This is a genomic window from Methylotenera sp. N17, assembly GCF_000799155.1.
GTDB lineage: Bacteria > Pseudomonadota > Gammaproteobacteria > Burkholderiales > Methylophilaceae > Methylophilus.
This window is the reverse complement of record NZ_JUGE01000001.1, coordinates 1,804,369-1,829,181: the sequence shown is the minus strand read 5'-3', so window position 1 is coordinate 1,829,181 and position 24,813 is coordinate 1,804,369. Positions and strand designations below refer to the sequence as shown.

The following is a 24,813-nucleotide window of genomic DNA, read 5'->3' as shown; positions in this document are numbered from 1 at the left end:
AGCGTGTTCTAATAGGAAAAAAGTAAAATTAATCAGTGATTAAGCAAGCCAGCTATTGTAGTATGGCCTAGGCTATTGATAGAATTAGGCACTTAATCATCGTCTCAAGTATAACATAATGAACATCTTCGATTCTTCTCAAGGTAAAAAGCCCATGCACACTAAAATAATAAAAACGTTGATTGCCGTGACGCTCGGTTTTTCTGCCTTGCATTTCTCGATCATGGGCATGGCTGCGGGGAACGCAAGTGCAGAGTTGAAAGAAATTAATTTGCTTTCCGAGCAGGGCAATCAAGCTGCGGCGCTAGAGAAAGTAAATGCTTATTTGAACACCAACCCGAAAGACGCCGAAGCGCTGTTTATGAAGGGCGTGATTTTGGTCGAGCAGGGTAAGCGCGATGAAGCCATTAAGGCCTTTACCGACTTGACCGAGAAATACCCGAACTTGCCGGAGCCTTACAATAATTTGGCCGTGTTGTACGCGGATCAAGGGCAGTATGATAAAGCGCGTAAAGCGCTGGAAACCGCCATCAAAACACACCCAAGCTATGCAACAGCACATGAAAATCTAGGTGATATTTATGCACGCCTAGCCTCAGAAGCGTATGACAAAGCCTTTAAGTTAGATGCTTCAAACTCAAGGGCACAGGGCAAGCTATCCATGATTACAGATTTGTTTGGTGGTAAGGCCAGCGCTAATAAGCCAGCCGTGGCAAGCAAAGATCCAGTCAAAACCGTGGAGTTGTCTAAGCCAGCGACGTCTGTTGCCAAGCCGATGGATAGCAAAAAACCTGAAGTAGTTAAACCGGCTGAGCCTGCAAAACCAGAGCCAGTAGCTGCGGCTAGCGATGACACTGCAGTATTGGATGCTGTGAATGCTTGGGCAAAAGCGTGGTCTTCACAAGATGTGAATCAATATTTGGCCAGCTATGCGGATAGCTTTAAAACACCGAAAGGCGAACCACGTAAAGCGTGGGAAGCGACACGGCGCGATCGCGTAAGTCGTCCAAAAACGATTGCGGTAGAAGTGAATAACGCCAAAGTGACGATGGAGGGCAGTGATGCCGCCAAAGTACAATTTAGTCAGCGTTATGTTGCAGATGGTAAGCCACAAAGTACACGTAAAACGTTGGCGATGACCAAAGTAGGCGGTGCGTGGTTGATTCAGCAGGAAATCGCCGGACGTTAATGTTTCGCCTCAAATGCAGCAGATATCTGGTTGAATTTGAGGTAAGTTTTAGGTTTGGAGGGTATAATTATACCCATGGTACGTATTAAACATTTATCAGTCGTTATTCTATTGCTTGGCTCGGTATTGCCATGGAATGCGACTGCTGTGAATCAAGAAGGCATTGCTTCTCGCTTTCTTGCGCAAAAATACAGTACCAATATCATTGAGAGCATGCTGGCTAAGACTTTGTTTGAAATTAAACAAGGCAAAACTGGCGATGCTTTAAACACTGTGAATCAACTGATTCAGAATACTCCCAACTTCAAACTGGCTTATCTTATTCGTGGAGATTTGCTCGCCTCTAGAGCGCGTATGCTGAGCGCATTTGGAGATACCTCCGTACGCGATCCGCGCCAGATCGAAGATTTAAAAGAAGAGGCGGAAAAGCGTTTAGAGAGTTATTTAGAAAAAAATAAAGACCATTTACAACCTAACTTATTGATTCAGTTAGATTCCTCCCAGCGTTATGCGGTGGTTGTCGATACCTCAAAATCTAGATTATTTCTGTATGCCAAGCAAGAAGACGGGCAGCTAAAGTATATTGCTGACTATTACGTGACCATTGGTAAAAATGGCATTGATAAGAAATTACAGGGGGATAAGCGCACACCGCTTGGCGTATATTTTGCCTCTTCTAAACTAAGTGGGCCTCTGCCGGATATGTATGGTGAGGGTGCTTATCCACTGAATTATCCGAATGAAATCGATGTCAATGAAAAGAGAAACGGTTCTGGCATTTGGTTGCACGGTACACCAACAGATACCTATAGCCGTCCACCCCGTGCGAGTGATGGTTGCGTAGTGTTATCCAATCCGGATATCAAATCGCTACATCCTATTCTAAACCGTGGCAATACGCCGGTAATTATTGCCAACGGCGTGGAATGGTTGGCCGAAGCATCTAGCGAGGTGCAGGTGGCGCAAAAGCAAGCGCTAAAAACCTCTATTGAAGCTTGGCGTAAAGATTGGGAGTCTCAGGACTCGGAAGCCTATTTAGCACATTATTCATCACACTTTTTTTATAGTGATGGTGATTTTAATCAATGGGCAAATTACAAACGTTTGATACAGGCTAAAAAGCCGCGTGTCTCGGTAGGTATTGAAAACGTGAGCATATTTAGCTATCCCAATGCGCAGCAACCGATGGTTGTTGTGAATTTTGAGCAGGACTTTAAAAGTGCGTCGTTACAAAATCGCATGAAAAAACGCCAGTATTGGGTATATGAAAATAACCAATGGAAAATTATTTACGAAGGTGCTGTGTAATGAAATACATCAATCAATTCATCATTTCAATGACGTTGTTCTTGGGCCTAATGTCGAGTGCTACAGCCGCCACGCAAGTCGAGTTTGAGACGTCTGCGGGCAATTTTGTGGTGGAAGTGTACCCGGATAAAGCGCCGAAAACAGTAGAGAATTTTTTACGTTACGTGAATGATGGTTTTTATAACAATACGATTTTTCACCGTGTGATTAGCCGCTTTATGATTCAAGGTGGTGGTTTTGAGCGTGATTTAACCGAGAAGCCAACGCGTGCGCCAATCGCCAATGAATCTGATAACGGCTTGCTGAATCAAACTGGTACGATTGCAATGGCAAGAACCTCAGACCCAAACTCAGCGACAGCGCAATTCTTCGTTAACTTGGCAGACAACCAGTTTCTTAACTACACCAGCCCAGAGCCTGATTACATTGGTTACTGTGTGTTTGGCAAGGTGGTGAGCGGCATGGATGTCGTCCATAAAATCGGCATTGTACCTACAGGCAATAACCGTGGATTCTCTGACGTACCTATTAAAGCCATTGTGATTAAACAAGCCAAAGTGAAGTCACCTGTCGCAGCAAAATAATTTATCTATCATCTATTAAAGGAAATATTGTGGTCAAACTCTCCACCAACTTTGGTGATATCACCATTGAATTAAACGCAGAAAAAGCACCAATTACAGTAGCCAATTTTTTAAGTTATGTTGAAAAAGGCTTTTATGAAGGGGTGATTTTTCACCGTGTGATTAACGGGTTTATGATTCAAGGTGGTGGCTTTGATGCCAACATGAAACAAAAACCAACCGATGCACAGATTAAAAATGAAGCGGATAACGGATTAACCAATGACCAGTACACCATTGCGATGGCACGTACTTCTGTACCAGATTCAGCCAGTAGCCAATTCTTTATCAATGTGGGTGATAATGATTTTTTGAATCATACAGCACCTACGCCAAGTGGCTGGGGCTACTGTGTATTTGGCAAGGTGGTAGAAGGCATGGACGTGATTGATAAAATCAAAGCGGTGCCAACCACTAGCCGTGCAGGTCATCAAGATGTGCCAGTAGAGCCAGTGGTTATTTTACAAGCTACAGTGAGCTAAACCCTTGAATGCAGGGCGATACCCTTTTTATTTCTGACTTACATTTATGTGAGTCACGACCAAATATCACCTCGGTTTTTCTTGTATGGTTAGCCGAGGTGGCTGCACAAGCTGACGCACTCTATATCTTGGGTGATTTTTTTGAATATTGGGCAGGTGATGATGCCATGCAGGATGATTTTCACCGCCCGATTTTACATGCATTACATCAACTTACTCAGCAAAACACCCAAGTGTATTTAATGCATGGGAACCGTGATTTTTTAATCCGGGAGGCTTTTTCTCAAGCAACGGGTGTTCAGCTAATTGCGGATCCATTATTAACAGTGATGCATGGCCAGCGCATATTGCTCACGCACGGAGATGCATTGTGCACGGATGATGTAAGCTACATTGCGTTTCGTGAGCAGGTACGCCAGCCGGCTTGGCAATCCACGTTTCTAAGTCAATCATTGGCAGAGCGAAAAGCATTTATTGCACAGGCTAGGGCGCGCAGTGAGGTGGAGAAGTCTCAAAAAGAGTCCATGATTATGGATGTGAATGCCGATGCAGTTGCACAGTTAGTACGCGAGCATGATTTTCCACCAGTATTGATTCATGGTCATACCCACCGGCCAGATCGTCACGCATTCAATGTAGACGGGCATGCTTGTGAGCGCTGGGTATTGGGCGATTGGTATGAGCAAGGCAGTTATTTGAAAATGGACAATCGCGGCCATCTTGTTGCAGAGACTATCCCAACTTAATCTAATTGATTATGGGCGCTTGATATGAAATGCATTTTAATTTGTACTCACCACCGGGGGAATCCCAATCAGCCTTCTTGTGGTGCGCGCGGGGCAAATGCAATTAAGCAAACATTGCTCGAGGTGGTGGCTAAAGATGGATTGCCGTTAAAGGTCGAAGAAATTCAATGCTTAGGTGAGTGCGAACTTGGGCCTAATTTGCGCTTCATTCCTGGTGGCCCAGTATTCCATCATGTAGATCTGCAACAAGTGCCGACGATTATGTGTACAGCAAAAGCATTTTTAAACACCTAGCTAAATTTCAATCAGCATTCAATTAAGGCTGATATCCTGCGATGTTGCTTTCATCAATCACATCAATTTGCGCTGGATCCAAAAATCTTTCTGCGTACTGTAGGTAAATTTTTTCGCGAATAAATAAATCAAATACATCAGGGTCAACGTGGTGGTTGAGTTTCATATTGCCCAAAATGTTTAAGGTTTCAGACAGTGTCTTTGCTTTTTTGTAGGGCCTGTCTTTTGAGGTAAGTGCCTCAAAAATATCCGCAACGCCCATGATTCTGGCTGGGATAGACATTTGCTCTCGCGTTAAGCCTTTAGGGTACCCGGTGCCATCCATACGCTCATGGTGGCCCCCCGCATATTCTGGCACCCGGCGCAAACCCTTGGGGTAGGGCAAAGACTCCAGCATATTGATGGTCACCACAATATGGTTATTAATAATTTGGCGTTCTTCCGGCGTCAGTGTGCCCTTGGGAATCGTCAGATTGTAGACTTCATCGTCGGTTAAAAACTTCACCGATTGCCCCGCTTCATTGCGATACTGATAATTGGCAATTTCGCGTACGCGTGCCTGATCCGCTTGGCTCATAGATTCGCTGCCGTAATTGACCTTACGAATAAAATTTTTATCGTCGTCCAATTGCTTTTTAATGACATTGATTTCATGGGCAAGGTGCTTGGGGCTAATGGTTTTGCCTTTGGCCTGCGCTTCGATCACTTTGTGCAAGTGCGTGGCTTCACGTTGAGATTTCAACAACTCAAAGCGGTCATCCACCAAATGGATGCGATCGAAAATAGTTTCCAGTTTGGTTGCTTTATCCATGATGGATTCAGGCGTGGTGACTTTGCCACAATCATGTAACCATGCCGCAATTTTGAGCTCGTATAGCTCTTGCTCACTCATGTTAAAACTTTGAAACGCGCCTTGCTGGGTTTTGATGGCTGCATCAGCCAGCATCATGGTTAATTCTGGGACACGTTGGCAGTGGCCGCCGGTATAAGGAGATTTCTCATCAATGGCATCGGCAATCAGTTTAATAAAAGACTCAAATAAACGTTTGAGCCCATCAATTAAATGATGGTTAGACAATGCGATAGCTGCTTGTGATGCCAGTGATTCCACCAAGCGTTGGTGTGAAGCTGAAAATGGGATGATGGCTTGTGAGATAGGATCTTTTGCGTTGATGAGCTGTAGCACCCCAATCACCTCATTCTCATGGTTGCGCATGGGCACAGTGAGAAACGATTGTGAATGGTAGCCCGTGCGCTCATCAAATGCGCGCGTACCCGAAAAGTCAAAGCCTTGTTGTGTGGCGTAAGCGTCTTCGATATTAATCGTGGTTTGTTGGATTGCGCAGTAAGCCGCTACCATATTTAAATTGGGCGCGCCATCGCCAAGGTACAGCTGAATCGGTGGAAACTGAATTGGCTGACCAGTGGTACCGCCCAGTGCAATGTTGAGGGTCGCATTGCGTAAAATCTCGAACTTTAAACTTTGGTGTTCCGTGATGGTGTAAAGAGTCCCGCCATCGGCATGCGTCAGCGCTTGTGCGCCGAGTAAAATCATTTCCAGTAATCGGTTGGTGTTTTGCTCGGATGATAATGCAATGCCAATCGCATTTAAGCGCTCAAGCTGATCGAGAGACTGATCAAATGACATGGTGACTAGATGCGGTGGGGTTACCCAGTGAGCATTTAAGCAAATGTAAATTCCATTTGAATGCCGGAAATCTCTAGTAAATCGTTATTTTTCAATCCATACGAGAGTGTATGTAGTGGGTTACCATTGATGCTTGGATGCTCATGGCCTTCTACTTGGCTCAAAAAGTAGCCATTTGTACGCTTGGTGATGACAATCACTTGTGTGCCGGGTTTGCCAAGGGTGGTCAGCGTTTTATTCAATGTTAAGGTTTTGCCACCGTTAGATCCATTTAAAATGCGTAGCTTCCCAATGGGCAGGCTGACAGCTTCAATAGGCGATGGTGTGGTTTCAGAGAGCGACTCTTCTTCACTTTTCATCGGTCTGGACATTTGAATCAGCGACTTAAGTGAAGGTGGCTGGGTATGGGGTGATTTTTCTAGTGGGGTAGAGCCTGCATGTTCTTCTTTCCCATGTTGTTCTTTTACCTGGGTAGCCGATTTGCTGACGGATACTTGGCTGTTGCCGCGTACGTATTTAAATTGGTGCCGACCGATTTCGATGACATCCCCATCTACCAGTACATGTTTTCTGACTGGCTTTAAGTTGACAAACGTGCCGTTGGTGCTGTTGGCGTCTTCCAGAAAAGAGTCTTTACCAATGGTGACAATTGCAGCGTGCAAGCCACTGACGGCTAGATTATCAATCACAATGTCATTGTTCTGTCTTCTGCCAATAGAAATACGTTCCTTGGTCAATGGATATTCATTGATCACGCGGTCATCCAATGTACAGACTAACTTTGACATACCCCTAACCCTTATTATGTGTGACTTTTTTATAGAGTGATTGCAGCCAATTTGCTTTATTTAATGAGTAATCATCAATCACGCTTATTAATATCACAGAAATATTATCTTTACCACCCCGTTGATTGGCTTTTCTGATTAACAGGTGCACGATGGCTTCCAGATCGTCATTGTGTTCGATGAGAATAGACTCGATTTCATGGTCTTCTACCATGTCGGTGAGCCCATCCGAGCATAATAAATATAAGTCGCCGACTTGTACTGTGTGAGTATTGATCTCCAAATCGGCCACCGGATCGACGCCCAAAGCTTTGGTGACAAAGTTCTTATAAGTGGCATATTTGGCTTGCTCGGTAGTGAGTAGGCCGGCATCGATTTGTTCTTGTAACAATGAGTGATCGTTGGTGAGTTGTGATAATTGAGCGTTACGTAAAACATACGCTCTGGAATCGCCAATGTGGCCAATCACTACTTGGTTATCGACGAACATAGTCACCACCAGCGTGGTTCCCATGCCTGCGCATTGGGCTTGTGTATTCGAGACCTCTAAAATGGCGCTGTTGGCAGCGGCCACTGCATCAGCCATCCATCTGCTAGCCATGTGTGTAGTCACAGGCTGGTTGGCTTGTCGTGCTTGGTTAAACTGGGTTGTACATTCCGCAGTAATACTCAGTGCTGCCATTTGGCTGGCGACATCGCCCGCGTTATAACCACCCATGCCGTCAGCCAAAAGTGCAAAGCCTATACTGGCATCGCTGGCAATGGCATCCTCGTTGCGTGAACGCAGCTGGCCTCGGTCGGTAAGGCGTGCAACGCGTAAGGCGAACTCCAGATCACTCATCGTGCTAATGATTGCAGACAACTATGCAAATCGGCGGCGAGCGCTTGGCCATATTGGTAACGGGCTTGAACATCTTTTTCCAATAGTTTTTGAATGATATTTGAGATTGCTAGCGGAATATTCGGGTTAATTTCAATCGCTGTTTTGGGTGTTGCTTGGCTAATGTTATACATTAAATTGGCCATCGAGTCTCCCTCAAATGGCAACTCTCCTGTGGTTAACTGGTACATCGTTGTGCCTAGTGAAAACAAATCAGAGCGCCCATCTAGTTTTTTGCCGGACAATTGCTCCGGAGACATGAAGTTGGGCGTGCCTAGCACCATACCTGTTTTGGTTTTAGATGTGTCAGTAATCCTGGCAATGCCAAAATCGGTCACTTTGACTGATTGGGTGTCCGGCTCGTACATGATATTGGCGGGTTTGACATCGCGATGAATCACATGTTGTTGATGGGCATAATCCAGCGCACCCGCTACTTTGATCATAATATTTAGCACAGTATCCAGCGGCAGGAGTTGACCCAGTTTGGTATATGGATTGAGATCGTGTCCTTTGAGTAGTTCCATGGCAATATAGGCTAAATCATGTTCCTCGCCGGCATCATAAATGGTGACAATATTAGGATGATTCAGTTTGCCGGCGGTCTCTGCCTCTCTAAAAAAACGTGCTTTGACGGCTTCCAGTTCACTGGCTTCAAAGGCTTGCGATAACGCCAAGGTTTTAATGGCAACCTGACGGCCAATTTTAGGGTCAACCCCCAAATACACGGTACCCATCGCACCTTTGCCTAGCTCTTTTTCAATTTGATAGCGGCCTAACATTGGCTTGGAAAGTGTACCGTCTGCGCTAGATAAATCAGTATATAAGCCTGATTGGCCACCCAACACAATCGTTTCAGAAAGCTGGCGTGATGTTGCGATACGCTGTGTCAGATCTTTAAAATGTGGATTATGTTGCGCCATGTAACTAAACACTTGCGTGGCTTTGTTGAATTGCCGCTTACGCTCAAAATCCAGCCCCAAGTGATAGAGGCTATCCATCAAGTTATCTTCTAGCGGACATTTTCTAAAACGATCAAACGCCATATCGAGTTGCCCTTGGCTTTGTAGCATCAGCGCCAGATTGCGATTGCTTTCTGAGGACTCGGCGTCGGCGAGGCGTTTGCCACGCTCAGTCAACCAATATTGCTTAGAGATGAGCAGCGCATGTCCGAGTAGTAACAATACGCAAGGCATCATCAGCTGTACCCACCAGCCGTACTGCGTCATAAAGACAAGGTGCATCGTTACTAACAGCAGCCCTAAGCATAGGCTCACACCAGCTGCAGTGCTGGCAGACAATCTCGTCAACAGAAACATTAAATAGAGGCCAATACTCAGCCATGCAGCGTATTCCAAAAGCAGTGCCCAAGTTGGCGTGATAAAAAAATCCTCATTCAGAATGCTGGCAATGTGATGTGCCAACGTTTGTATCGGCTGCATATGGGCAGAGATCGGCGTAATTTGTGTATCGCCGCCGTCACCTGTAGCCGCCATGCCGATCAATACAATTTTGCCTTGGTATTTAGACGCCGGGATTTTGCCGCTGTAGACATCGTAAAAAGAATCCATTGGGAAGGGCGTTTGCGCAAGCGGAGATGTGTAGAAAAAACTATGCATCTGCAGTGCATTATTAGTTTGAATATTTAATTTTCCGACTTGTACACCTTGGCCCAGTTGCACTTGAATATCTTGTGCGGTCAGGTTTAAGTAGCGCGCTGCAACTTGCAAAGCGAGTGATGGGTAATATTGGTCAAAATACTGTAATACCAGCGGCTCAACGCGCACAGCGCCATCTACGTCTGTCACTTGGTTGAGATGACCAATGGCACGTGCTTGTGATGCGATTGGTGCAATCGGCGGGTAAGCTTTAAGTGCGGAAGTCGGCGTCAGTTGGTGTTGAGTAGCATGGATGCGATCCACCACATTGGTCAGTGCCTGCCGTGTGATGTAATCAGGCAGCGGGCCATCAGGCTTGCCATTTGGCACACCCAGTTTAAAGGGCATCGCCAACACCACATTATTGGCCTGCGCGATACTGTCTGCCAATCGCGCATCAGCGTTAAGGGCGCGTTGTGCATCCTCTAACATGGTATTAAGCGCATGGCCATCTGTGCTGTTGGCTATGGAGGAGTGCTGAAGCTTGGTTTGCAACTGATTGATGTAAGCTAAGCCTTGATCGACTTGCGGCTCTAGAAAAAATACGGTGTGGCCAATCACTTTGGCCGAGGTGAGTTGTTGAATGAGGGTGGCATGCACCTGACGAGACCATGGCCAGCGGCCAATGTTGTGGATGCTCTCGTCGTCAATCGCAATCACGGCAATGTCATGGCCAGGCTCGCGATGCGACAACTGCATGCCAATATCATAAGCCATGCGCTCAATGGCTTGCATCCACTGGCTATGGCTGCTCAGCAATAACAGAAGAGATAATCCGAATGCAATTATCCAATCAGTCGCTAACAGGCTTTTCTTCACTTTTCTTCGATTTCATGAAATCGCCTAACTCAATAGGATGAAAGCGTGAAAGAGATAAAGTTTATTTTCTAAATTCCATGGGTCTTGCTACTGCCGCGACTTTATCCAACACGCCATTGATATATTTGTGGCCATCTACCCCACCGTATAATTTAGCTAGCTCAACACCTTCGTTGATGGCGACACGGTATGGAATGCTCACATCAAAAAACAACTCATAACTGGAAATACGCAAAATGGCATGTTCAACCGGGCTGAGCTCATTAATTTTGCGGTCAATAAACGCTGATATCTCTTGATCCAGCTTTTCAACATGCTCTGTGACACCTGCCAGTAACTGCTTAAAGTATGCCTCGTCCGTTTTAATATAATCCGGGTCATCCTTGGCATCGGTCGCAATCTGCTTAAGCTCGCCTGCATTCATCATGCCGCGATAAATCGCTTTTAACACCAGTTCGCGTGATTTACGTCGATTTTGGCTGGTTTTAGGTTTCTTTACCGGCTTGCTTGCTTGTTGCTCGCCACTCATAGCGCGCGTACCAAATTGGCCATTTCAATGGCTACTTGTGCAGCCTCAGCGCCTTTAATGTGCATACGGGCTTCGGCTTGCGCATCATCTTCTGTGGTCAAGACTGCATTGGCCACTGGAATGCCGGTGTTGAGCTGCACTTCTGAAATGCCACGAGCAGATTCATTGGCAACCACTTCAAAATGGTATGTTTCACCACGGATGATGGCACCCAATGCAATCAGCGCATCGTATTGTTCACTCAAGGCCATGTGTTGCAAGATCAATGGTGTTTCTAGCGCGCCAGGTACAGTGGCAATTTTAATGTCTTGTGGTTTGACCCCAAGTTTAAGCAACTCTTGATGGCAAGCACTGAGTAACGCATCACCAATATTGCTGTTAAAACGTGACACTACAATCCCAATTTTTTTACCTGCGCCGTTTAAATCCTGAGCGATTTTATTCAATTTCAATCCTAACGATTTCTAAAAGCGTTATTTTAACCTAATAACCCTTATTCTCGACCGAATCTACTTGATTGACTACCATTCCTAACTAAATAACACCCATGCTTTCTGCACGGTCATCCAAACGCCATAGCTGATGGGGACCAATACTGCCAGCCACGCCAACTTCACCACCAACGAAGATTGAGGGGCAGATGCAGTGTACGCCTGCATATTGGCTTGTGTCTGAGCAAATTTTTCATGACTGATTTTGCGCTCTTCCGCCAGTTCTGCATCGGTCATAAAGTATTTATCTGCCACTGGTTTGACTAGGAAATTAGCCAGAAATCCAACCACCAATAACCCTGCTAGCACCATAAAAATAGGGGCGTAAATTTGGTCAAACGGCACACCTGCCTCTAAGCGAATATCATGCATGTAATTCACAATGACGGGCCCGACAATACCAGCTGTTGACCATGCTGTGAGTAAACGGCCATGAATGGCGCCCACAAACTGCGTGCCAAACATATCGGCAAGGTAGGCTGGAATGGTCGCAAATCCGCCGCCATACATAGAGGCAATCACACAAAATGCTGCTACAAATAGCGCCAGTGATTTATGACCTGCCATATAGGTCGCGGCGCAGTACATCAGTGCACCCAATATAAAGAAAATAAAGTAAGTGCGTTTGCGGCCTAAGGCATCGGATGAGGTGGCCCACGCAAATCGCCCAAAAATATTGAAGAGTGAAATAATGCCAACAAAACCAGCGCCTACAGCGGCTGCCGCTATGGTCAATGCTTCGTCTTTCTTAATGTCGGCAAAACCAACGGTATGTTGGCCAATCAGTGCGCCGCCAAAGGTCTCTTGCAGCATGGGTGCGGCGGCGCCAATAATGCCAATGCCGGCGGAAACGTTCATGCACAATACTAACCATAATAGCCAAAATTGTGGGGTCTTATGGGCTTTGTCCAGATGCACATGGCGGGTTGCAATCATGGTGTTGGTTGATGGGGCTGGAGGTGTCCAATTCGCGGGTTTCCAGCCAGTAGCTGGTACGCGGTAACCTAGCGAACCGCATGTCATGAATACAGCATAGATAATAGCCAGTACCACAAATGTTTGCCACACACCGGGGGCGGTAGGGGTGGCAAAATAGCTCATCAATTTAGTCGCTAGTGGAGAGCCAATCATGGCGCCACCACCAAAGCCCATAATGGCCATGCCGGTGGCCATGCCACGGCGATCTGGAAACCATTTAATCAGGGTAGATACTGGTGAAATATAGCCGAGCCCAAGCCCAATGCCACCAATGACGCCGCTGCCTAACCACATGAGCCAAAGTTGGTGGCTGTAAACACCATAAGCTGAAAGTAGCAAACCGCCGCACCAGCAAAGTGTTGACACTAAGCCTGCTTTTCTTGGACCTGCGCGCTCTAACCAGCCGCCCCACAGGGCAGCAGAACAGCCAAGTAGAACAAAAAATAAAGTGTACATCCAGCCCAAATCAAATTGCGTCCAGTTGCAATCGGTCGCAAATAGGGCTTTGCCGGTGCCGGATAGTTTCTCGGCAAAACTTGTAGCGCCTGCCGCACATGCAGCCAATGGTTTGCCTTCGGCATCCAGTAACGCATTACCCAGCGGTTTCCAAAATACGCTAAAGCCATAGGCCATCCCAATAGATAAATGTACTGCTAATGCGGCTGGGGGCACCAACCAACGATTAAAACTTGCATCTGCAGTAATATGTTCTTTTGATAAAAAGTCAGACATCCTCAACCCTTATTATTTCTGATAAGCAACATGCCATTAACATATTGTTACAAATCTGCAGAATTGGCAATTAACCTTTGTATTTTGAGCCAATTGGGCGTTTAATATTTGTCATGAATTTGTCATATTTCGGTCATAGAATGAGCATACTTAAAAACAATAGGGTTTAAGCAATGACAGCAAACATATTGGTTGTAGAAGACGAGCCAGCGATTCAAGAGCTACTGGCACTGAATATTAAACAAGCGGGGTATAACGCATTACGCTCGCTCAGCGCAGAACATGCGCAACAATTATTGAGAGAAACATTGCCGGATTTAATTTTATTGGACTGGATGTTGCCTGGCATGAGTGGTATTGAATATGCCAGACGATTAAAATCAGACAATCTGACCAAAGCGATTCCTATCATCATGCTGACAGCAAGAGGTGATGAGTACGATAAAGTACGTGGCTTGGAAGTGGGCGCCGATGATTATGTGACTAAACCGTTTAGCCCACGTGAGTTGAATGCGCGTATTAAAGCGGTGTTAAGACGCCGTGCGCCACAAATGACGGATGATCCGATTGAGATTTCTGGGTTGTCGTTAGATCCAACCACCCATCGCGTCACCGGTAATAACGTCAATATTCCGCTGGGCCCAACAGAGTTCAGGTTGCTCCACTTTTTTATGAGCAACGCAGAACGCGTGCACAGCAGAACGCAGTTGCTGGATAAAGTATGGGGCGACCGCGTGTTTGTGGAAGATAGAACCGTGGATGTACATATCCGCCGCTTGCGTAACGCATTGATGGTTTCTAACCACCAAGACTTGATTCAAACCGTACGTGGTTCTGGTTATCGCTTCTCTGCACAAATTGTTGAGCAAGCTGGTTAATACATAAGATTTGAGTGTTTAAAAAGGCCCGGTGAGGGCTTTTTTTATTTAATCGCTTTCAATGCCTTCCAGCCATTCTTATGTAAGCACTCTATCAAGCCGCGTGTGTAAGTTTGTGTTGCCATATCAGGCTGATGCGCTTCGCCAAGCGTTGCAACACAACTGGTCTGATCGGCTTTGAGTTGTGTCGGCGTTCCGCCAAATTTCCACCAAGAGTTAATTTTGTAAGTCTTCATCGGGTCTACAGGCGCCGTTGCTGGTTTTTTTTCTACTTTGGTTTCTGCAGCAGGGGTGTTAGCAGCAGTTGATGCGCTTTCGCTAGCATTGCTTGCGACTGTGTTTTCTGTCTTCTGCATTTGCTCCGTTTGCGCTTCTTTGCTTTGCACTACTTTATCTGCATTGCTGGCATCTGCATGAGGTTTTTCTTGCACTTCCACAAAAGCAGATTTGTCAGCGTTAGCTGGCGGTGTACCGCGATTATCTGTGACAGAAGTCTCTGCAAACAGATCACTATCATCAAATTTTTGTACTTCCCACCCTTGTTTTTGCAAGCAGTTTGAGAACTCTGCCTCAGATACACTGCGACAAGCTTTATGCGCAGATTCAATGTCTCTCACAGATGCGCCGCGTTTATAAGACACCTCGCCACACGCGCTTGCTGTAATTGCTAACACAATGATTGTTAAGTATTTTTTTGAAAAATTCATTGACGTAGTACTTCCATTTTATTCATCTTTGATGTGCACAATATACAGCCAGTTGCGCAGAAACTGACTACGCAATATGACGTATTTAACTCACTCCTACCAATCGTTAATCTTGCTCCGTGACAAATGCATTGAAGTTGAAATGCACATGCCAAATTTTTCTAAACCTGTTTTTTTGACTCTATGGGAGAGTAGACATGAATTTGAATTTAAAGAAAAGCGTATTACGTTCGGCGATGTTAACGGCATGTTCATTAAGTGCGCTGAGTGCGCATGCAGCAGGCACGATTACATTCGGTGAAGACAAATACGTGAGCATCGGTTTTGGCACCATTGGTAGCTATAGCTCTGTAGAAGATGGTGCAGCTAATGGTGATGACCGCTCTAACGATTTCTCCATGAACAGTGCGCGTATTTACATTTCAGGTTCGCTGAATAAATACATTAAAGGCATGTTGAATACAGAAAGCTCAGGTACTGGCGGCGCTACTGAAGTGATTGACGCTAACGTGCAGTTACAAATCACCGATGACATTGCCATTTGGGCAGGTCGTTTCCTCTCTCCAAGTGATCGCGCCAACATGGCAGGCCCTTACTACTCAATGGGTGGCGGCTACTGGGCCAATGTGGCTTCTCGCTATGGCTGGAACGGCGGCACCATTGGTCGTGACGAAGGTGTAGCGATTGTGGGTAGTGCAATGGATAGCCATATCGGTTACTCATTTGGTCTGTTTGAAGGCGACAAGATTTTTAGATTCAGTGGTGTAGGCGCGTTATCAGAAACTGCTGGTGACAAAGACAAATTAATGTATGCCGGTCGTTTGCAGTTTGACTTGTGGGATGCGGAGCCAGGCTATTACGGTACAGGTAACTACTTTGGCGCTAAAGACATTTTAGCCATTGGTATTGCTGGTAGACAAAAAACCGATGGCGCAGTCAGCGCGATCGATGTTGGTGACTACAGCTCTTACAGCGTGGACTTTCTCTTGGAGAAAAAAGACGTAGGCCCAGGCACTTTCTCAGCTGAAGCTGCTTACTACGACTATGACACTGATGACGTGTTCTTAAGTGAACAAGGTAAAGCGTACTCAGCAGGTGTGGCTTATTTGTTCAATTCTAAAGTGGGCTGGGGCCAATTCATGCCATTTGCACGCTATCAAAAATTTGATTCAGATGCAGCGACAGCAGATACCACCAAGAAATATGAAATTGGTACTAACTATGTAATTGAGCCATATAACGCAACGATTACAGCCGCTTACTCAGACACCAAAGTGACTGGTTCAAGCAGCGTCAATGCAATCACTGTTGCAATGCAATTCCAATTTTAATTGACATCCATTCTTGGAACTTAACTGATCAATATGGAGGGTGAAGGATGAAAACAATCGTCAAGTTAGATTTAGACAAAAAACCATGGGAGCAAGATGGCCAGATTCATAATCGCTGGCATCCTGATCTGCCGATGGTGGCGATGGTAAAGCCAGGCGATGAATTCCGTGTGGAATGTATGGACTGGACTGGCGGCCAAATTGGCAACAACGACAGCGCCAATGACGTACGCGATGTAGATTTAACTCAAGTGCACTATCTAAGTGGCCCGATTGGCGTAGAAGGTGCTGAGCCAGGCGATTTAATGGTGGTGGATATTTTAGATGTGGGTACGTTTGAAGACTCGCAATGGGGCTTTAACGGTATTTTTGCTAAGGAAAATGGCGGCGGCTTTTTAGTTGACCATTATCCGGAAGCACGCAAATCGATTTGGGATTTCCATGGTATTTACACTAGCTCACGTCATGTGCCGAATGTGAAATTTGCCGGCATCATGCACCCGGGTTTAATCGGTTGCTTGCCCTCTAAAGAGTTGTTGGAAAAGTGGAATACTCGCGAAGCTGAATTGATCGCCACTGATCCAGACCGTGTACCAGCATTGGCATTACCACCTAATCCACAATCTGCAGTCATGGGTAAATTGACAGGCGATGATGCCAAAAAAGCAGCAGCAGAAGGTGCGCGTACGGTACCTCCACGCGATCACGGTGGTAACTGCGATATCAAGAACTTGACTAAGGGCTCTAAGATTTATTTCCCGGTGTATGTGAAAGATGGCGGTCTCTCGATGGGTGACCTGCACTTCTCACAAGGCGATGGTGAAATTACGTTCTGCGGTGCGATTGAGATGGCGGGCTATCTTGATATCAAAGTCAGCTTAATCAAAGATGGCGTGAAAAAGTACGGCATTAAAAACCCAATCTTTCAGCCCAGCGTCTTAACGCCTACTTATCGTGATTACATCATTTTTGAAGGTATCTCTGTCGATGAGCAAGGTAAGCAGCATTACCTAGATGTGCATGTGGCATACCGTCAAGCTTGTTTGAATGCCATTGAGTACATGAAGAAATTTGGCTACACCGGCGCCCAAGCACTCTCGATTTTAGGCACCGCGCCAGTGGAAGGGCATATCAGCGGCATTGTGGATATCCCTAACGCTTGTGCAACGCTGTGGTTACCCACTGAGATTTTCGACTTTGATATGAAGCCGAACGCAGATGGACCAAAAATCATGGTGAAACAAGGCGTTGATACCGCCAAAACAAGTTAAGGAGTTTGCAAATGCCCATGTATGAATATGAATGTGACAGCTGCGGCGTGTTTAGTGCGCTACGCAGAATGAGTGAATGCAGTGAACCTGCTTTTTGCCAAGAGTGCGGCGCGGAAAGCCCACGCATTATGTCAGTCCCACGCTTAGCCATCATGGGCAAGCAGCAACGTGAGGCGCATGAGCGCAATGAAAAATCTGCACATGATCCTAAAGTTGGTCGACGTTCTAGTTGCGGTTGCACCGGGTCACACACCTGCAAAACCACTACTAAAGTGAATGAAGACACTGGCAAAGCTGCGCTGCAAGTACAAACCAAAAAAACCGCTAGACCTTGGATGCTTGGGCATTAGTCAAGCCGATGAAGTAAAGCAAATTGAGTTGAAGTAAGTTTAGTTTTAAATATTTTTAATTTTTACAGTTTGATTTTTTAAACAGGAGACACAGCAATGAGTACCTTTAACAGACGTAGTTTTATGAAAGCGGGTGGCGCGCTAGTTGGCGCACTGCTAGCAGTGGGTGTGATTTCCAGCCATGCTTTGGCAGCGGATTTTCCAACCGCTAAAGTGAACACTACAGGCTTAGCCGTGACGGATACCACAGTCAAAGTAGGTATCTTGCACTCAGCTACCGGCACGATGGCGATCAGCGAAACCGGTTCTATCCAAGCTGAAAAATTAGCGATTGAGCAAATCAATGCGATGGGTGGTATTTTGGGCCGCAAAATTGAAGTGATTCAAGAAGACGGTGCTTCAGACTGGCCAACATTTGCTGAGAAATCTAAAAAACTATTGGTAAAAGATAAAGTGGCTGCGGTTATGGGCTGCTGGACATCTGCTTCACGTAAAGCGGCATTACCGGTATTTGAAAAAGAGAATGGCTTACTGTTCTACCCAACGTTCTATGAAGGTTTAGAGCAATCTAAAAACGTGTTTTACACAGGCCAAGAAGCAACACAACAGATTCTTGCAGGGTTGGATTGGATTGCTAAAGAGAAGAAAGCGAAAACTTTCTACTTGATCGGTTCTGATTACATCTGGCCACGTACTTCGATGAAAATTGCCCGTAAACACATTGAGCAACACTTAAAAGGCACAGTGGTGGGTGAAGAGTACATTGCTTTGGGTGATACACAATTTGGTTCTGTGATTAACAAAATCAAACTGAAAAAACCAGACGTGATTTACGCAGCGGTAGTAGGTGGTAGTAACGTAGCATGGTTTAAACAACTGAATGCTGCTGGTTTAAATTCAGCTAAACAAACGATGTTAACCATCTCAGTGACTGAGGATGAAGTGTTAGGCATTGGCGGTGAAAACTTAGCTGGTTTCTACTCAGCCATGAAGTACTTCCAATCTCAAGACAACCCAGCCAACAAGAAATTTGTGGCTGAGTTTAAAAAGAAATGGGGTCCTAATTCTGTGATTGGTGACGTGACACAAGCTGCTTACTTAGGCCCATGGTTGTACAAAGCTGCGGTTGAGCGTGCAGGTAGCTTTGACGTAGACAAAGTACAAGCTGCTTTACCAGGTTATGAGTTCAAAGATGCACCAGAAGGCCCTGTGACTGTAGAAGCTAACCATCACTTAACGACTAAATTACGTATTGGTCAATGGGGTAAAGATGGTCAAGCGAAAGTGGTTTACACCTCTGGTTACATCAAACCTGATCCATTCCCAAAAGGTTATCAATAGTAGCTTAAAGATAGTTGAAAGTTGCGTGGTGTAGACCACGCACCTGAGTAGTCAATATGCGGCAGTCTGTGATCAGGTTGCCGCAATTTGCAGGCAAGCACTTGCAAGCAAATAGTAGTAGGTTGAGATGGTAGGTTCAGTTTATTTCATTAGCAGGTTTTGAGTAGGAGGCCGATATGTTTGATTATTCGATGGCGGAAATTGGCAATATTGTGGTGATGCAGGGCTTTTCTGGCCTGAGCATGTTTACAGTGTTGCTCCTCATGGCACTTGGTCTCGCAATTATTTTCGGGCAAATGGGTGTGATTAATATGGCACACGGTGAGTTTATGGCGATTGGTGCCTATACCACGGTGATGATCTCTAAGCTGGCAGCCACTTATGGTTTTGTGAATTACTACTTTGTCTTTGCCATACTCATTGCATTCTTTCTAGCGTTTGCAGTCGGGTATTTCATTGAATTTATTATGATACGGCACCTGTATAAACGGCCACTCGATACGTTGTTAGCGACTTGGGGCTTGAGTTTGGTGATGCAACAAATCTTTCGCTCAACGTTTGGCGCAAAAGAAGTGAGTGCTGAATTGCCTGAGTGGATGCTCGGTTCTTTCAAGCCAACACCAGACATTGATATCCCCATTAACGGGGTATTCGTGATGTTCTTAGCCATCATTGTCACGGCTGGGGTGTACTTGTTTATGTATCGCTCACGCTGGGGTCTACGTGTACGTGCCACTGTGCAAAACCGTGTGATGGCAGGCGCTGTTGGTATCAATACCAGTAAAGTGGATCGTATGACCTTTGCCTTAGGCTGTGGGATTGCAGGGATTGCAGGTGCTGCGTTTACCACGATTGCATCTACCGGTCCAACCACAGGCACACTCTATATTGTCGATAGCTTTATGGTGGTGGTGTTTGGTGGTGCAGCCAGCTTGATGGGTACGATCGCCTCCGCGTTCGGTATTGCACAAGCACAATCAATCTTGCAGTTCTTTATGACTAGCTCGATGGGTAAGGTGTCTACATTGTTGGTGATTGTAGGGATTTTGATGATGAAGCCAGAAGGTTTGTTTGCTTCGAAACTACGTAAGTAATACTGCAAGCAAGTGTGATCAAAAGCAAGTATTACAAATAGTAAGTAGTGCCACAAATTTTGTTTGACGTAGATGAGGAGAACATAGATGAATGCCATATTAAGTAAGTTAAGTTCGAGTGAACTGCTGGGAGGCAAGAAAGGGCTGTTAGGGTTAGCAGTGCTGGCTGCCGTTATCTTTGTCGCCCTGCCACTTGGTGTCGATATATTCAGGCTAAATTTAGTCGGTAAATACCTGACCTACGCCTTTGTAGCGGTGAGCTTAGTATTGTTGTGGGGTAACGGTGGTATCTTGAGTTTGGGCCAAGGCATCTTCTTTGGTTTAGGTGGTTACGGCATGGCAATGTTCATGAAGTTAGAAGCCTCAGATCCGATTAGTACCAAAATCCAAACCACACCAGGCATTCCAGACTTTATGGATTGGAACCAGTTGACTTCCATTCCATGGTTTTGGGAGCCGTTCAAGAGCTTGCCTTTAACTATATTGGCTATCTTGGTGATTCCAGCGCTATTTGCTTACATTATCGGTTTTGCCATGTTCAAGCGTCGTGTAGGGGGCGTGTACTTCGCCATCATTACCCAAGCCATTGCCTTAATTTTAAGTATCTTGATTGTCGGTCAACAAGGCTTAACTGGTGGCGTAAACGGTATTACTGACCTCAAAACCATGTTGGGTTGGGATACACGTACCGATAGTGCAAAATACATCTTGTACTACGTCAATGGCATCTTGTTATTCGGTTGCATCTTGCTTTCCAGATACATTTTAACCAGTAAGTTTGGCATGTTGTTATTGGCGATGCGCGATAAAGAAGAGCGCGTGCGCTTCTCTGGCTACGACGTATCTGATTTCAAAATCTTTATCTTCTGTATCGCTGCCATGATTTCTGCGATTGGTGGCGCCATGTTTACCTTGCAGGTCGGCTTCATGTCACCTTCGTTTGTGGGCATTGTGCCATCCATTGAAATGGTGATTTTCTGTGCGGTAGGCGGGCGTATCTCCTTGATTGGTGCGGTATACGGTACCTTGTTAGTCAACTACGGTAAAACCTTCTTCTCAGAAACGTATCCAGAATTGTGGTTGTTCCTGATGGGCGGTTTGTTCATGGCGGTGGTGATGTTCTTCCCAAATGGTTTAGCAGGGTTGTGGGATCAACATGCTAGAAAACTCAAGTTCATGAAACGGTTTTATGACGACACGCCAGAACCGGAAAAGATTGAGCCTACGCTGTCACACATTGAAGCGCCTGTAGCTAAAAAAGAGAAACCTGCGAAAGTGGCCAATATGAAGGGAGCAAAAGCATGAGTAATACAGACTTTGTATTGTCCATCGAAGACCTGACGGTTTCATTTGATGGATTTAAAGCGGTCGATAACCTCACCATGTATATCGATAAAAACGAGTTACGTGTGGTGATTGGGCCAAACGGTGCAGGTAAAACCACGGTGCTGGATTTGATTTGCGGTAAAACCAAATCTACATCAGGTTCTATCAAGTTCATGAATAAAGAGCTTACCAAACTTTCTGAGCACGAAATTGTGCGTGAAGGCGTAGGCCGTAAATTCCAAACGCCTTCGATCTACGAGAACTTATCGGTGTATCAGAACTTGGAAGTGTCCTACCCCAAAGGGCGTGGCGTGTTTGGTAGCCTGACATTTAAGCGCACGGCCGAGGTTGAAGCACAAGTACGTAAAGTGGCAGAAGAAATCATGCTCACTGACTTACTCGATTTAGAAGCGGCCTTATTGAGTCATGGCCAAAAGCAATGGCTGGAAATCGGCATGTTGCTGATGCAAGATCCAGAGTTGCTGATGCTGGATGAGCCAGTGGCAGGCATGAGTGCAAAAGAACGTGACCAAACAGCCGAGTTACTGAATAAAATTTGCAACAACCGCTCTGTGCTGGTGATTGAGCATGACATGGAATTCGTCAAAAAGATCGCCCATAAAGTGACCGTATTGCACCAAGGCAAGATTTTGGCCGAGGGCTCTATGGACAAAGTGCAAGAAGATGAAAAAGTGATTGAAGTGTATTTAGGTCATTAATTAATAGGTCATTAGGAGAACCCGCATGTTTGAAATTGAAAATTTGCAAGTCAGCTATGGCCAAAGCCAAGTCATTCATGGCTTGAATATTACCGCCAATAAAAACGAAACACTGGCCATCATGGGCCGTAACGGCATGGGTAAAACCACCTTATTCAAATCGTTGATGGGCATTCTGCCAAGCAAATCGACAAAAGCCATGGTCGATGGCGTAAGTTTACAAGGTGCGGACACTTATCAACGTGTAGCGAGAGGCTTGGCCTATGTGCCGCAAGGCCGTATGATTTTCCCCAGCATGACAGTGCAGGAAAACATTGAAACGGGTTTGGAAAAATCAAAATCGCGTGAAATCCCTGAAGATATTTATGCGTTGTTTCCTGTCTTGTTTGATATGCGTAAACGCAAAGGCGGCAATTTGTCGGGTGGTCAGCAGCAACAGTTGGCTATTGCACGTGCTTTAGTCACCAATCCAAAAGTGCTGTTATTGGATGAACCAACGGAAGGGATTCAACCTTCCATTATTAAAGACATTGCCCGCGTGTTGAATGAGATACGTAAGATGCGTGAAATTACCATTATCGTTTCCGAGCAAGTGTTGAGCTTTACCATGGAGGTGGCGGATCGCATCATTGTGATTGATAAAGGCAAGTTCATTCATGAAGATAAACGTGGCGAAGTCGATGCGGCCAAAATCAAAGGTTATCTGTCTGTTTAAGCATGGGTGGTTGTATTTGGCTGTACTCGTAAAGTTAGATTTTGTGGCATGATGTGGCGATGGATGATGCGCAAATCAAAAGTGAGTTAACTGAATGCTTAGCACAAGTGCTAGGTACCCCTCCCAGGCATTGGGCGGCACATTTAACCCTTAGATTTGCGCATCATCAAGTCGCGCAGCAGCAAGACGCAAACCAAGGGGCGCGTAGTTTTCTAGCGTTTAAGCAGCACCGTGGCCCTTTGGTATTGCAAAAGAGTTTGCATCCAGAAGGGCAAGCCGTCTGTCACGGTGTAATAGTGCATCCGCCGGGTGGTGTTGCGGGTGGTGATGCGCTAACATTAGAGGTAACGCTTGAACCACAAGCGCACGCTTTGTTGACCACACCAGGCGCAGGCAAATGGTACAAAGCCAATGGGCAGCCCGCCAGTCAACATTTACATTTTTCTTTGGCAGACAATGCTTGCCTAGAGTGGTTGCCACAAGAGAATATTCTATTCGATGGTGCGCAAGTGGATTTTTCTGCCCGCATTGATTTAGCGGCAGATGCCCGTTACGCAGCATGGGATATTGTTTGTTTTGGCAGGCAAGCACAACAAGAGCGCTGGCAAACTGGGCATATGCACCAAAATCTTGCCATTTATAGGCAACAAAAACTCATTTGGCGCGAAGTGGGTGCATTGACGCCACATAGTCGATGTATGCAATCTATCGTAGGATTAAGCGGCAATCCAGTATCTGCAAGCTTTATCGTGGTGGCTGGTACTGTACCGGTAGAAGTGATTGAAGCGTGCAAGGCAGTACAACCAAATTTGGCATTGGATTTGCAAGCACGGTATGGAGTCACTGCGTTGCCAGAGGTATTTTCAGCACGCTATGTAGGGCAATCTGCACAAACCGCCAAACAGTATTTTGAGCAATTGTGGCAGCTACTACGCCCTTGGTATGCGGGTCGTGAAGTTACTAGGCCAAGAATCTGGAATACATAGAGTTTGAATACATAATCAATCAACATGAAGCATGAGATGCGTTAGATGGAACTGACTCCTAGAGAAAAAGATAAGCTTCTGATATTTACTGCAGGATTGTTAGCAGAGCGTCGTAAAGGACGTGGATTAAAGCTCAATTACCCAGAGGCCATTGCGTACATCTCTGCCGCCATTATGGAGGGTGCACGCGATGGTAAAACGGTCGCTGAACTCATGAGTTATGGCGCGACACTACTGAGTCGTGATGATGTCATGGAGGGTATTGCGGAGATGATTCCCGATATTCAAATTGAAGCGACGTTTCCAGATGGGACGAAGCTAGTCACCGTTCATCACCCAATTCCATGAGCCATTGAATGATGAAAATGACGAATTACGGCGTTGCGCGGTGCTCTAAATCCTCATGTACTTCAGTACATTCCGGTTTTTGCGCTCCGTGCGCCTTGCACTTCATCCATTTTGATCATTCACTCATCTCATGGAATCCATAAAGGGGAAATACATGATTCCAGGCGAAATGAAAATAGACAGCGGCGACATTCTCTTGAATGTAGGGCGTCATGTCGTTACCTTGCATGTGGCGAACAAAGGCGACCGGCCTATTCAAGTCGGCTCACATTATCATTTTTTTGAAACCAATGATGCGCTCGATTTTGATCGGAAATTGGCTTATGGGTTTCGTTTGAATATCGCAGCTGGTACGGCAGTCCGTTTTGAGCCAGGTCAAACGCGCACCGTTGAATTGGTAGCGTTAGCGGGTGATAGAAAAGTATATGGCTTTGCAGGCAGAGTGATGGGTGCTCTTTCGGAATGAAAAATCAGCCGCTCAGTCATCTGGTGTTAAAAAGTCACCGCCAACATCCTCATTTACTCTATGTAAACTCCGGTGTCGTCGCTGCCTTTTCGCCTACGCTTACTTTCGCTTTGAGA

26 protein-coding genes are annotated in these 24,813 nt (G+C 45.7%); 18 read left to right on the top strand and 8 right to left on the bottom strand.

Annotation, left to right across the window (positions count from 1 at the left end; translation table 11 throughout):
* Positions 1-154 precede the first annotated feature (154 nt).
* The 6 genes from FG11_RS08680 to FG11_RS08655 all read left to right on the top strand — a co-directional run bounded on the left by FG11_RS08680 (position 155) and on the right by FG11_RS08655 (position 4,642).
* The gene (locus FG11_RS08680) at positions 155-1,189 is read left to right on the top strand and encodes a tetratricopeptide repeat protein (protein WP_047535999.1); all 1,035 of its coding nucleotides are present in this window, start codon (positions 155-157) and stop codon (positions 1,187-1,189) included.
* A 75-nt stretch (positions 1,190-1,264) separates the two neighbouring features.
* Positions 1,265-2,497, top strand: coding sequence for a L,D-transpeptidase family protein (locus FG11_RS08675; RefSeq protein WP_047534369.1), 1,233 nt, complete (start codon positions 1,265-1,267; stop codon positions 2,495-2,497).
* A complete protein-coding gene (locus FG11_RS08670) occupies positions 2,497-3,081 on the top strand; it encodes a peptidylprolyl isomerase (protein ID WP_020182687.1) in 585 nt (194 codons plus the stop codon). Before FG11_RS08675 ends, FG11_RS08670 begins: the two co-directional genes overlap by 1 nt.
* Before the next feature lie 29 nt (positions 3,082-3,110).
* Complete coding sequence (locus tag FG11_RS08665) at positions 3,111-3,602, top strand: peptidylprolyl isomerase (RefSeq protein WP_020182686.1); 492 nt, start codon at positions 3,111-3,113, stop codon at positions 3,600-3,602.
* An 8-nt stretch (positions 3,603-3,610) separates the two neighbouring features.
* The gene (locus FG11_RS08660; RefSeq protein ID WP_047534367.1) at positions 3,611-4,348 is read left to right on the top strand and encodes a UDP-2,3-diacylglucosamine diphosphatase; all 738 of its coding nucleotides are present in this window, start codon (positions 3,611-3,613) and stop codon (positions 4,346-4,348) included.
* A 24-nt stretch (positions 4,349-4,372) separates the two neighbouring features.
* The gene (locus FG11_RS08655; protein ID WP_047534365.1) at positions 4,373-4,642 is read left to right on the top strand and encodes a (2Fe-2S) ferredoxin domain-containing protein; all 270 of its coding nucleotides are present in this window, start codon (positions 4,373-4,375) and stop codon (positions 4,640-4,642) included.
* Between the two features lie 22 nt (positions 4,643-4,664).
* Here FG11_RS08655 and FG11_RS08650 read toward each other — a convergent pair whose 3' ends face one another.
* The 7 genes from FG11_RS08650 to FG11_RS08620 form a co-directional block, all read right to left on the bottom strand.
* A complete protein-coding gene (locus tag FG11_RS08650; RefSeq protein ID WP_047534363.1) occupies positions 4,665-6,290 on the bottom strand; it encodes an HD family phosphohydrolase in 1,626 nt (541 codons plus the stop codon).
* Positions 6,291-6,325: 35 nt separating this feature from the next.
* Positions 6,326-7,078, bottom strand: coding sequence for an FHA domain-containing protein (locus FG11_RS08645; RefSeq protein WP_047534361.1), 753 nt, complete (start codon positions 7,076-7,078; stop codon positions 6,326-6,328).
* A gap of 4 nt (positions 7,079-7,082) precedes the next feature.
* The gene (locus tag FG11_RS08640; protein WP_047534360.1) at positions 7,083-7,919 is read right to left on the bottom strand and encodes a Stp1/IreP family PP2C-type Ser/Thr phosphatase; all 837 of its coding nucleotides are present in this window, start codon (positions 7,917-7,919) and stop codon (positions 7,083-7,085) included.
* Positions 7,916-10,435 carry a serine/threonine-protein kinase gene (locus tag FG11_RS08635; RefSeq protein WP_047534357.1) on the bottom strand — a complete coding sequence of 840 codons (2,520 nt, stop codon included), beginning with the start codon at positions 10,433-10,435 and terminating at the stop codon, positions 7,916-7,918. The genes FG11_RS08640 and FG11_RS08635 overlap by 4 nt, the downstream gene beginning before the upstream one ends.
* A gap of 61 nt (positions 10,436-10,496) precedes the next feature.
* Complete coding sequence (nusB, locus tag FG11_RS08630) at positions 10,497-10,964, bottom strand: transcription antitermination factor NusB (RefSeq protein ID WP_047534355.1); 468 nt, start codon at positions 10,962-10,964, stop codon at positions 10,497-10,499.
* A complete protein-coding gene (gene ribH, locus FG11_RS08625; protein WP_047534354.1) occupies positions 10,961-11,410 on the bottom strand; it encodes a 6,7-dimethyl-8-ribityllumazine synthase in 450 nt (149 codons plus the stop codon). Before ribH ends, nusB begins: the two co-directional genes overlap by 4 nt.
* 84 nt (positions 11,411-11,494) lie before the next feature.
* Positions 11,495-13,165 (bottom strand): OFA family MFS transporter, encoded by a 1,671-nt coding sequence (locus tag FG11_RS08620; protein ID WP_047534352.1) that lies wholly within the window; start codon positions 13,163-13,165, stop codon positions 11,495-11,497.
* Positions 13,166-13,338: 173 nt separating this feature from the next.
* Here FG11_RS08620 and phoB point away from each other — a divergent pair, with 173 nt between their 5' ends.
* Positions 13,339-14,043: a phosphate regulon transcriptional regulator PhoB gene (gene phoB / locus FG11_RS08615; RefSeq protein ID WP_025224759.1), complete on the top strand. Its 705-nt coding sequence runs from the start codon at positions 13,339-13,341 to the stop codon at positions 14,041-14,043.
* 44 nt (positions 14,044-14,087) lie between these two features.
* On the opposite strand, the gene FG11_RS13300 is transcribed toward phoB, so the two are convergent.
* On the bottom strand, positions 14,088-14,750 hold the full coding sequence (locus tag FG11_RS13300) for a hypothetical protein (protein WP_052184995.1): 663 nt from the start codon (positions 14,748-14,750) through the stop codon (positions 14,088-14,090).
* A gap of 197 nt (positions 14,751-14,947) precedes the next feature.
* Between FG11_RS13300 and FG11_RS08605 the strand changes: the two genes are divergently transcribed.
* The 11 genes from FG11_RS08605 (at position 14,948) to FG11_RS08555 (ending at position 24,697) form a co-directional block, all read left to right on the top strand.
* Positions 14,948-16,081 (top strand): hypothetical protein, encoded by a 1,134-nt coding sequence (locus FG11_RS08605; RefSeq protein ID WP_020182674.1) that lies wholly within the window; start codon positions 14,948-14,950, stop codon positions 16,079-16,081.
* Between the two features lie 47 nt (positions 16,082-16,128).
* The gene (gene fmdA, locus FG11_RS08600; RefSeq protein ID WP_020182673.1) at positions 16,129-17,352 is read left to right on the top strand and encodes a formamidase; all 1,224 of its coding nucleotides are present in this window, start codon (positions 16,129-16,131) and stop codon (positions 17,350-17,352) included.
* An 11-nt stretch (positions 17,353-17,363) separates the two neighbouring features.
* A complete protein-coding gene (locus FG11_RS08595; protein WP_020182672.1) occupies positions 17,364-17,702 on the top strand; it encodes an FmdB family zinc ribbon protein in 339 nt (112 codons plus the stop codon).
* Between the two features lie 96 nt (positions 17,703-17,798).
* Positions 17,799-19,043, top strand: coding sequence for an urea ABC transporter substrate-binding protein (gene urtA / locus FG11_RS08590; protein WP_025224757.1), 1,245 nt, complete (start codon positions 17,799-17,801; stop codon positions 19,041-19,043).
* Positions 19,044-19,219: 176 nt separating this feature from the next.
* Positions 19,220-20,137 (top strand): urea ABC transporter permease subunit UrtB, encoded by a 918-nt coding sequence (urtB, locus tag FG11_RS08585; protein ID WP_047534349.1) that lies wholly within the window; start codon positions 19,220-19,222, stop codon positions 20,135-20,137.
* Between the two features lie 87 nt (positions 20,138-20,224).
* Positions 20,225-21,442: an urea ABC transporter permease subunit UrtC gene (gene urtC / locus FG11_RS08580; RefSeq protein WP_025224756.1), complete on the top strand. Its 1,218-nt coding sequence runs from the start codon at positions 20,225-20,227 to the stop codon at positions 21,440-21,442.
* The gene (gene urtD, locus FG11_RS08575; protein ID WP_020182668.1) at positions 21,439-22,182 is read left to right on the top strand and encodes an urea ABC transporter ATP-binding protein UrtD; all 744 of its coding nucleotides are present in this window, start codon (positions 21,439-21,441) and stop codon (positions 22,180-22,182) included. The genes urtC and urtD overlap by 4 nt, the downstream gene beginning before the upstream one ends.
* Positions 22,183-22,207: 25 nt before the next feature.
* Positions 22,208-22,897 (top strand): urea ABC transporter ATP-binding subunit UrtE, encoded by a 690-nt coding sequence (gene urtE / locus FG11_RS08570; RefSeq protein ID WP_020182667.1) that lies wholly within the window; start codon positions 22,208-22,210, stop codon positions 22,895-22,897.
* 59 nt (positions 22,898-22,956) lie between these two features.
* Positions 22,957-23,883: an urease accessory protein UreD gene (locus FG11_RS08565; protein WP_088177903.1), complete on the top strand. Its 927-nt coding sequence runs from the start codon at positions 22,957-22,959 to the stop codon at positions 23,881-23,883.
* 45 nt (positions 23,884-23,928) lie between these two features.
* Entirely contained in the window at positions 23,929-24,231 is a 303-nt protein-coding gene (ureA, locus tag FG11_RS08560) for an urease subunit gamma (RefSeq protein WP_020182665.1), read from the top strand.
* A gap of 154 nt (positions 24,232-24,385) precedes the next feature.
* Entirely contained in the window at positions 24,386-24,697 is a 312-nt protein-coding gene (locus tag FG11_RS08555; protein ID WP_047534329.1) for an urease subunit beta, read from the top strand.
* The last annotated feature ends 116 nt before the right edge of the window (positions 24,698-24,813 follow it).

Coding starts and splice junctions, on each gene's coding strand:
- FG11_RS08680 (WP_047535999.1), top strand. CDS start 155: ATGCACACTAAAATAATAAAAACGTTGATTGCCGTGACGCTCGGTTTT.
- FG11_RS08675 (WP_047534369.1), top strand. CDS start 1,265: ATGGTACGTATTAAACATTTATCAGTCGTTATTCTATTGCTTGGCTCG.
- FG11_RS08670 (WP_020182687.1), top strand. CDS start 2,497: ATGAAATACATCAATCAATTCATCATTTCAATGACGTTGTTCTTGGGC.
- FG11_RS08660 (WP_047534367.1), top strand. CDS start 3,611: ATGCAGGGCGATACCCTTTTTATTTCTGACTTACATTTATGTGAGTCA.
- FG11_RS08655 (WP_047534365.1), top strand. CDS start 4,373: ATGAAATGCATTTTAATTTGTACTCACCACCGGGGGAATCCCAATCAG.
- FG11_RS08650 (WP_047534363.1), bottom strand. CDS start 6,290: ATGTCATTTGATCAGTCTCTCGATCAGCTTGAGCGCTTAAATGCGATT.
- FG11_RS08645 (WP_047534361.1), bottom strand. CDS start 7,078: ATGTCAAAGTTAGTCTGTACATTGGATGACCGCGTGATCAATGAATAT.
- FG11_RS08640 (WP_047534360.1), bottom strand. CDS start 7,919: ATGAGTGATCTGGAGTTCGCCTTACGCGTTGCACGCCTTACCGACCGA.
- nusB (WP_047534355.1), bottom strand. CDS start 10,964: ATGAGTGGCGAGCAACAAGCAAGCAAGCCGGTAAAGAAACCTAAAACC.
- FG11_RS08620 (WP_047534352.1), bottom strand. CDS start 13,165: ATGTCTGACTTTTTATCAAAAGAACATATTACTGCAGATGCAAGTTTT.
- phoB (WP_025224759.1), top strand. CDS start 13,339: ATGACAGCAAACATATTGGTTGTAGAAGACGAGCCAGCGATTCAAGAG.
- FG11_RS13300 (WP_052184995.1), bottom strand. CDS start 14,750: ATGAATTTTTCAAAAAAATACTTAACAATCATTGTGTTAGCAATTACA.
- FG11_RS08605 (WP_020182674.1), top strand. CDS start 14,948: ATGAATTTGAATTTAAAGAAAAGCGTATTACGTTCGGCGATGTTAACG.
- fmdA (WP_020182673.1), top strand. CDS start 16,129: ATGAAAACAATCGTCAAGTTAGATTTAGACAAAAAACCATGGGAGCAA.
- FG11_RS08595 (WP_020182672.1), top strand. CDS start 17,364: ATGCCCATGTATGAATATGAATGTGACAGCTGCGGCGTGTTTAGTGCG.
- urtA (WP_025224757.1), top strand. CDS start 17,799: ATGAGTACCTTTAACAGACGTAGTTTTATGAAAGCGGGTGGCGCGCTA.
- urtB (WP_047534349.1), top strand. CDS start 19,220: ATGTTTGATTATTCGATGGCGGAAATTGGCAATATTGTGGTGATGCAG.
- urtC (WP_025224756.1), top strand. CDS start 20,225: ATGAATGCCATATTAAGTAAGTTAAGTTCGAGTGAACTGCTGGGAGGC.
- urtD (WP_020182668.1), top strand. CDS start 21,439: ATGAGTAATACAGACTTTGTATTGTCCATCGAAGACCTGACGGTTTCA.
- urtE (WP_020182667.1), top strand. CDS start 22,208: ATGTTTGAAATTGAAAATTTGCAAGTCAGCTATGGCCAAAGCCAAGTC.
- FG11_RS08565 (WP_088177903.1), top strand. CDS start 22,957: ATGGATGATGCGCAAATCAAAAGTGAGTTAACTGAATGCTTAGCACAA.
- ureA (WP_020182665.1), top strand. CDS start 23,929: ATGGAACTGACTCCTAGAGAAAAAGATAAGCTTCTGATATTTACTGCA.
- FG11_RS08555 (WP_047534329.1), top strand. CDS start 24,386: ATGATTCCAGGCGAAATGAAAATAGACAGCGGCGACATTCTCTTGAAT.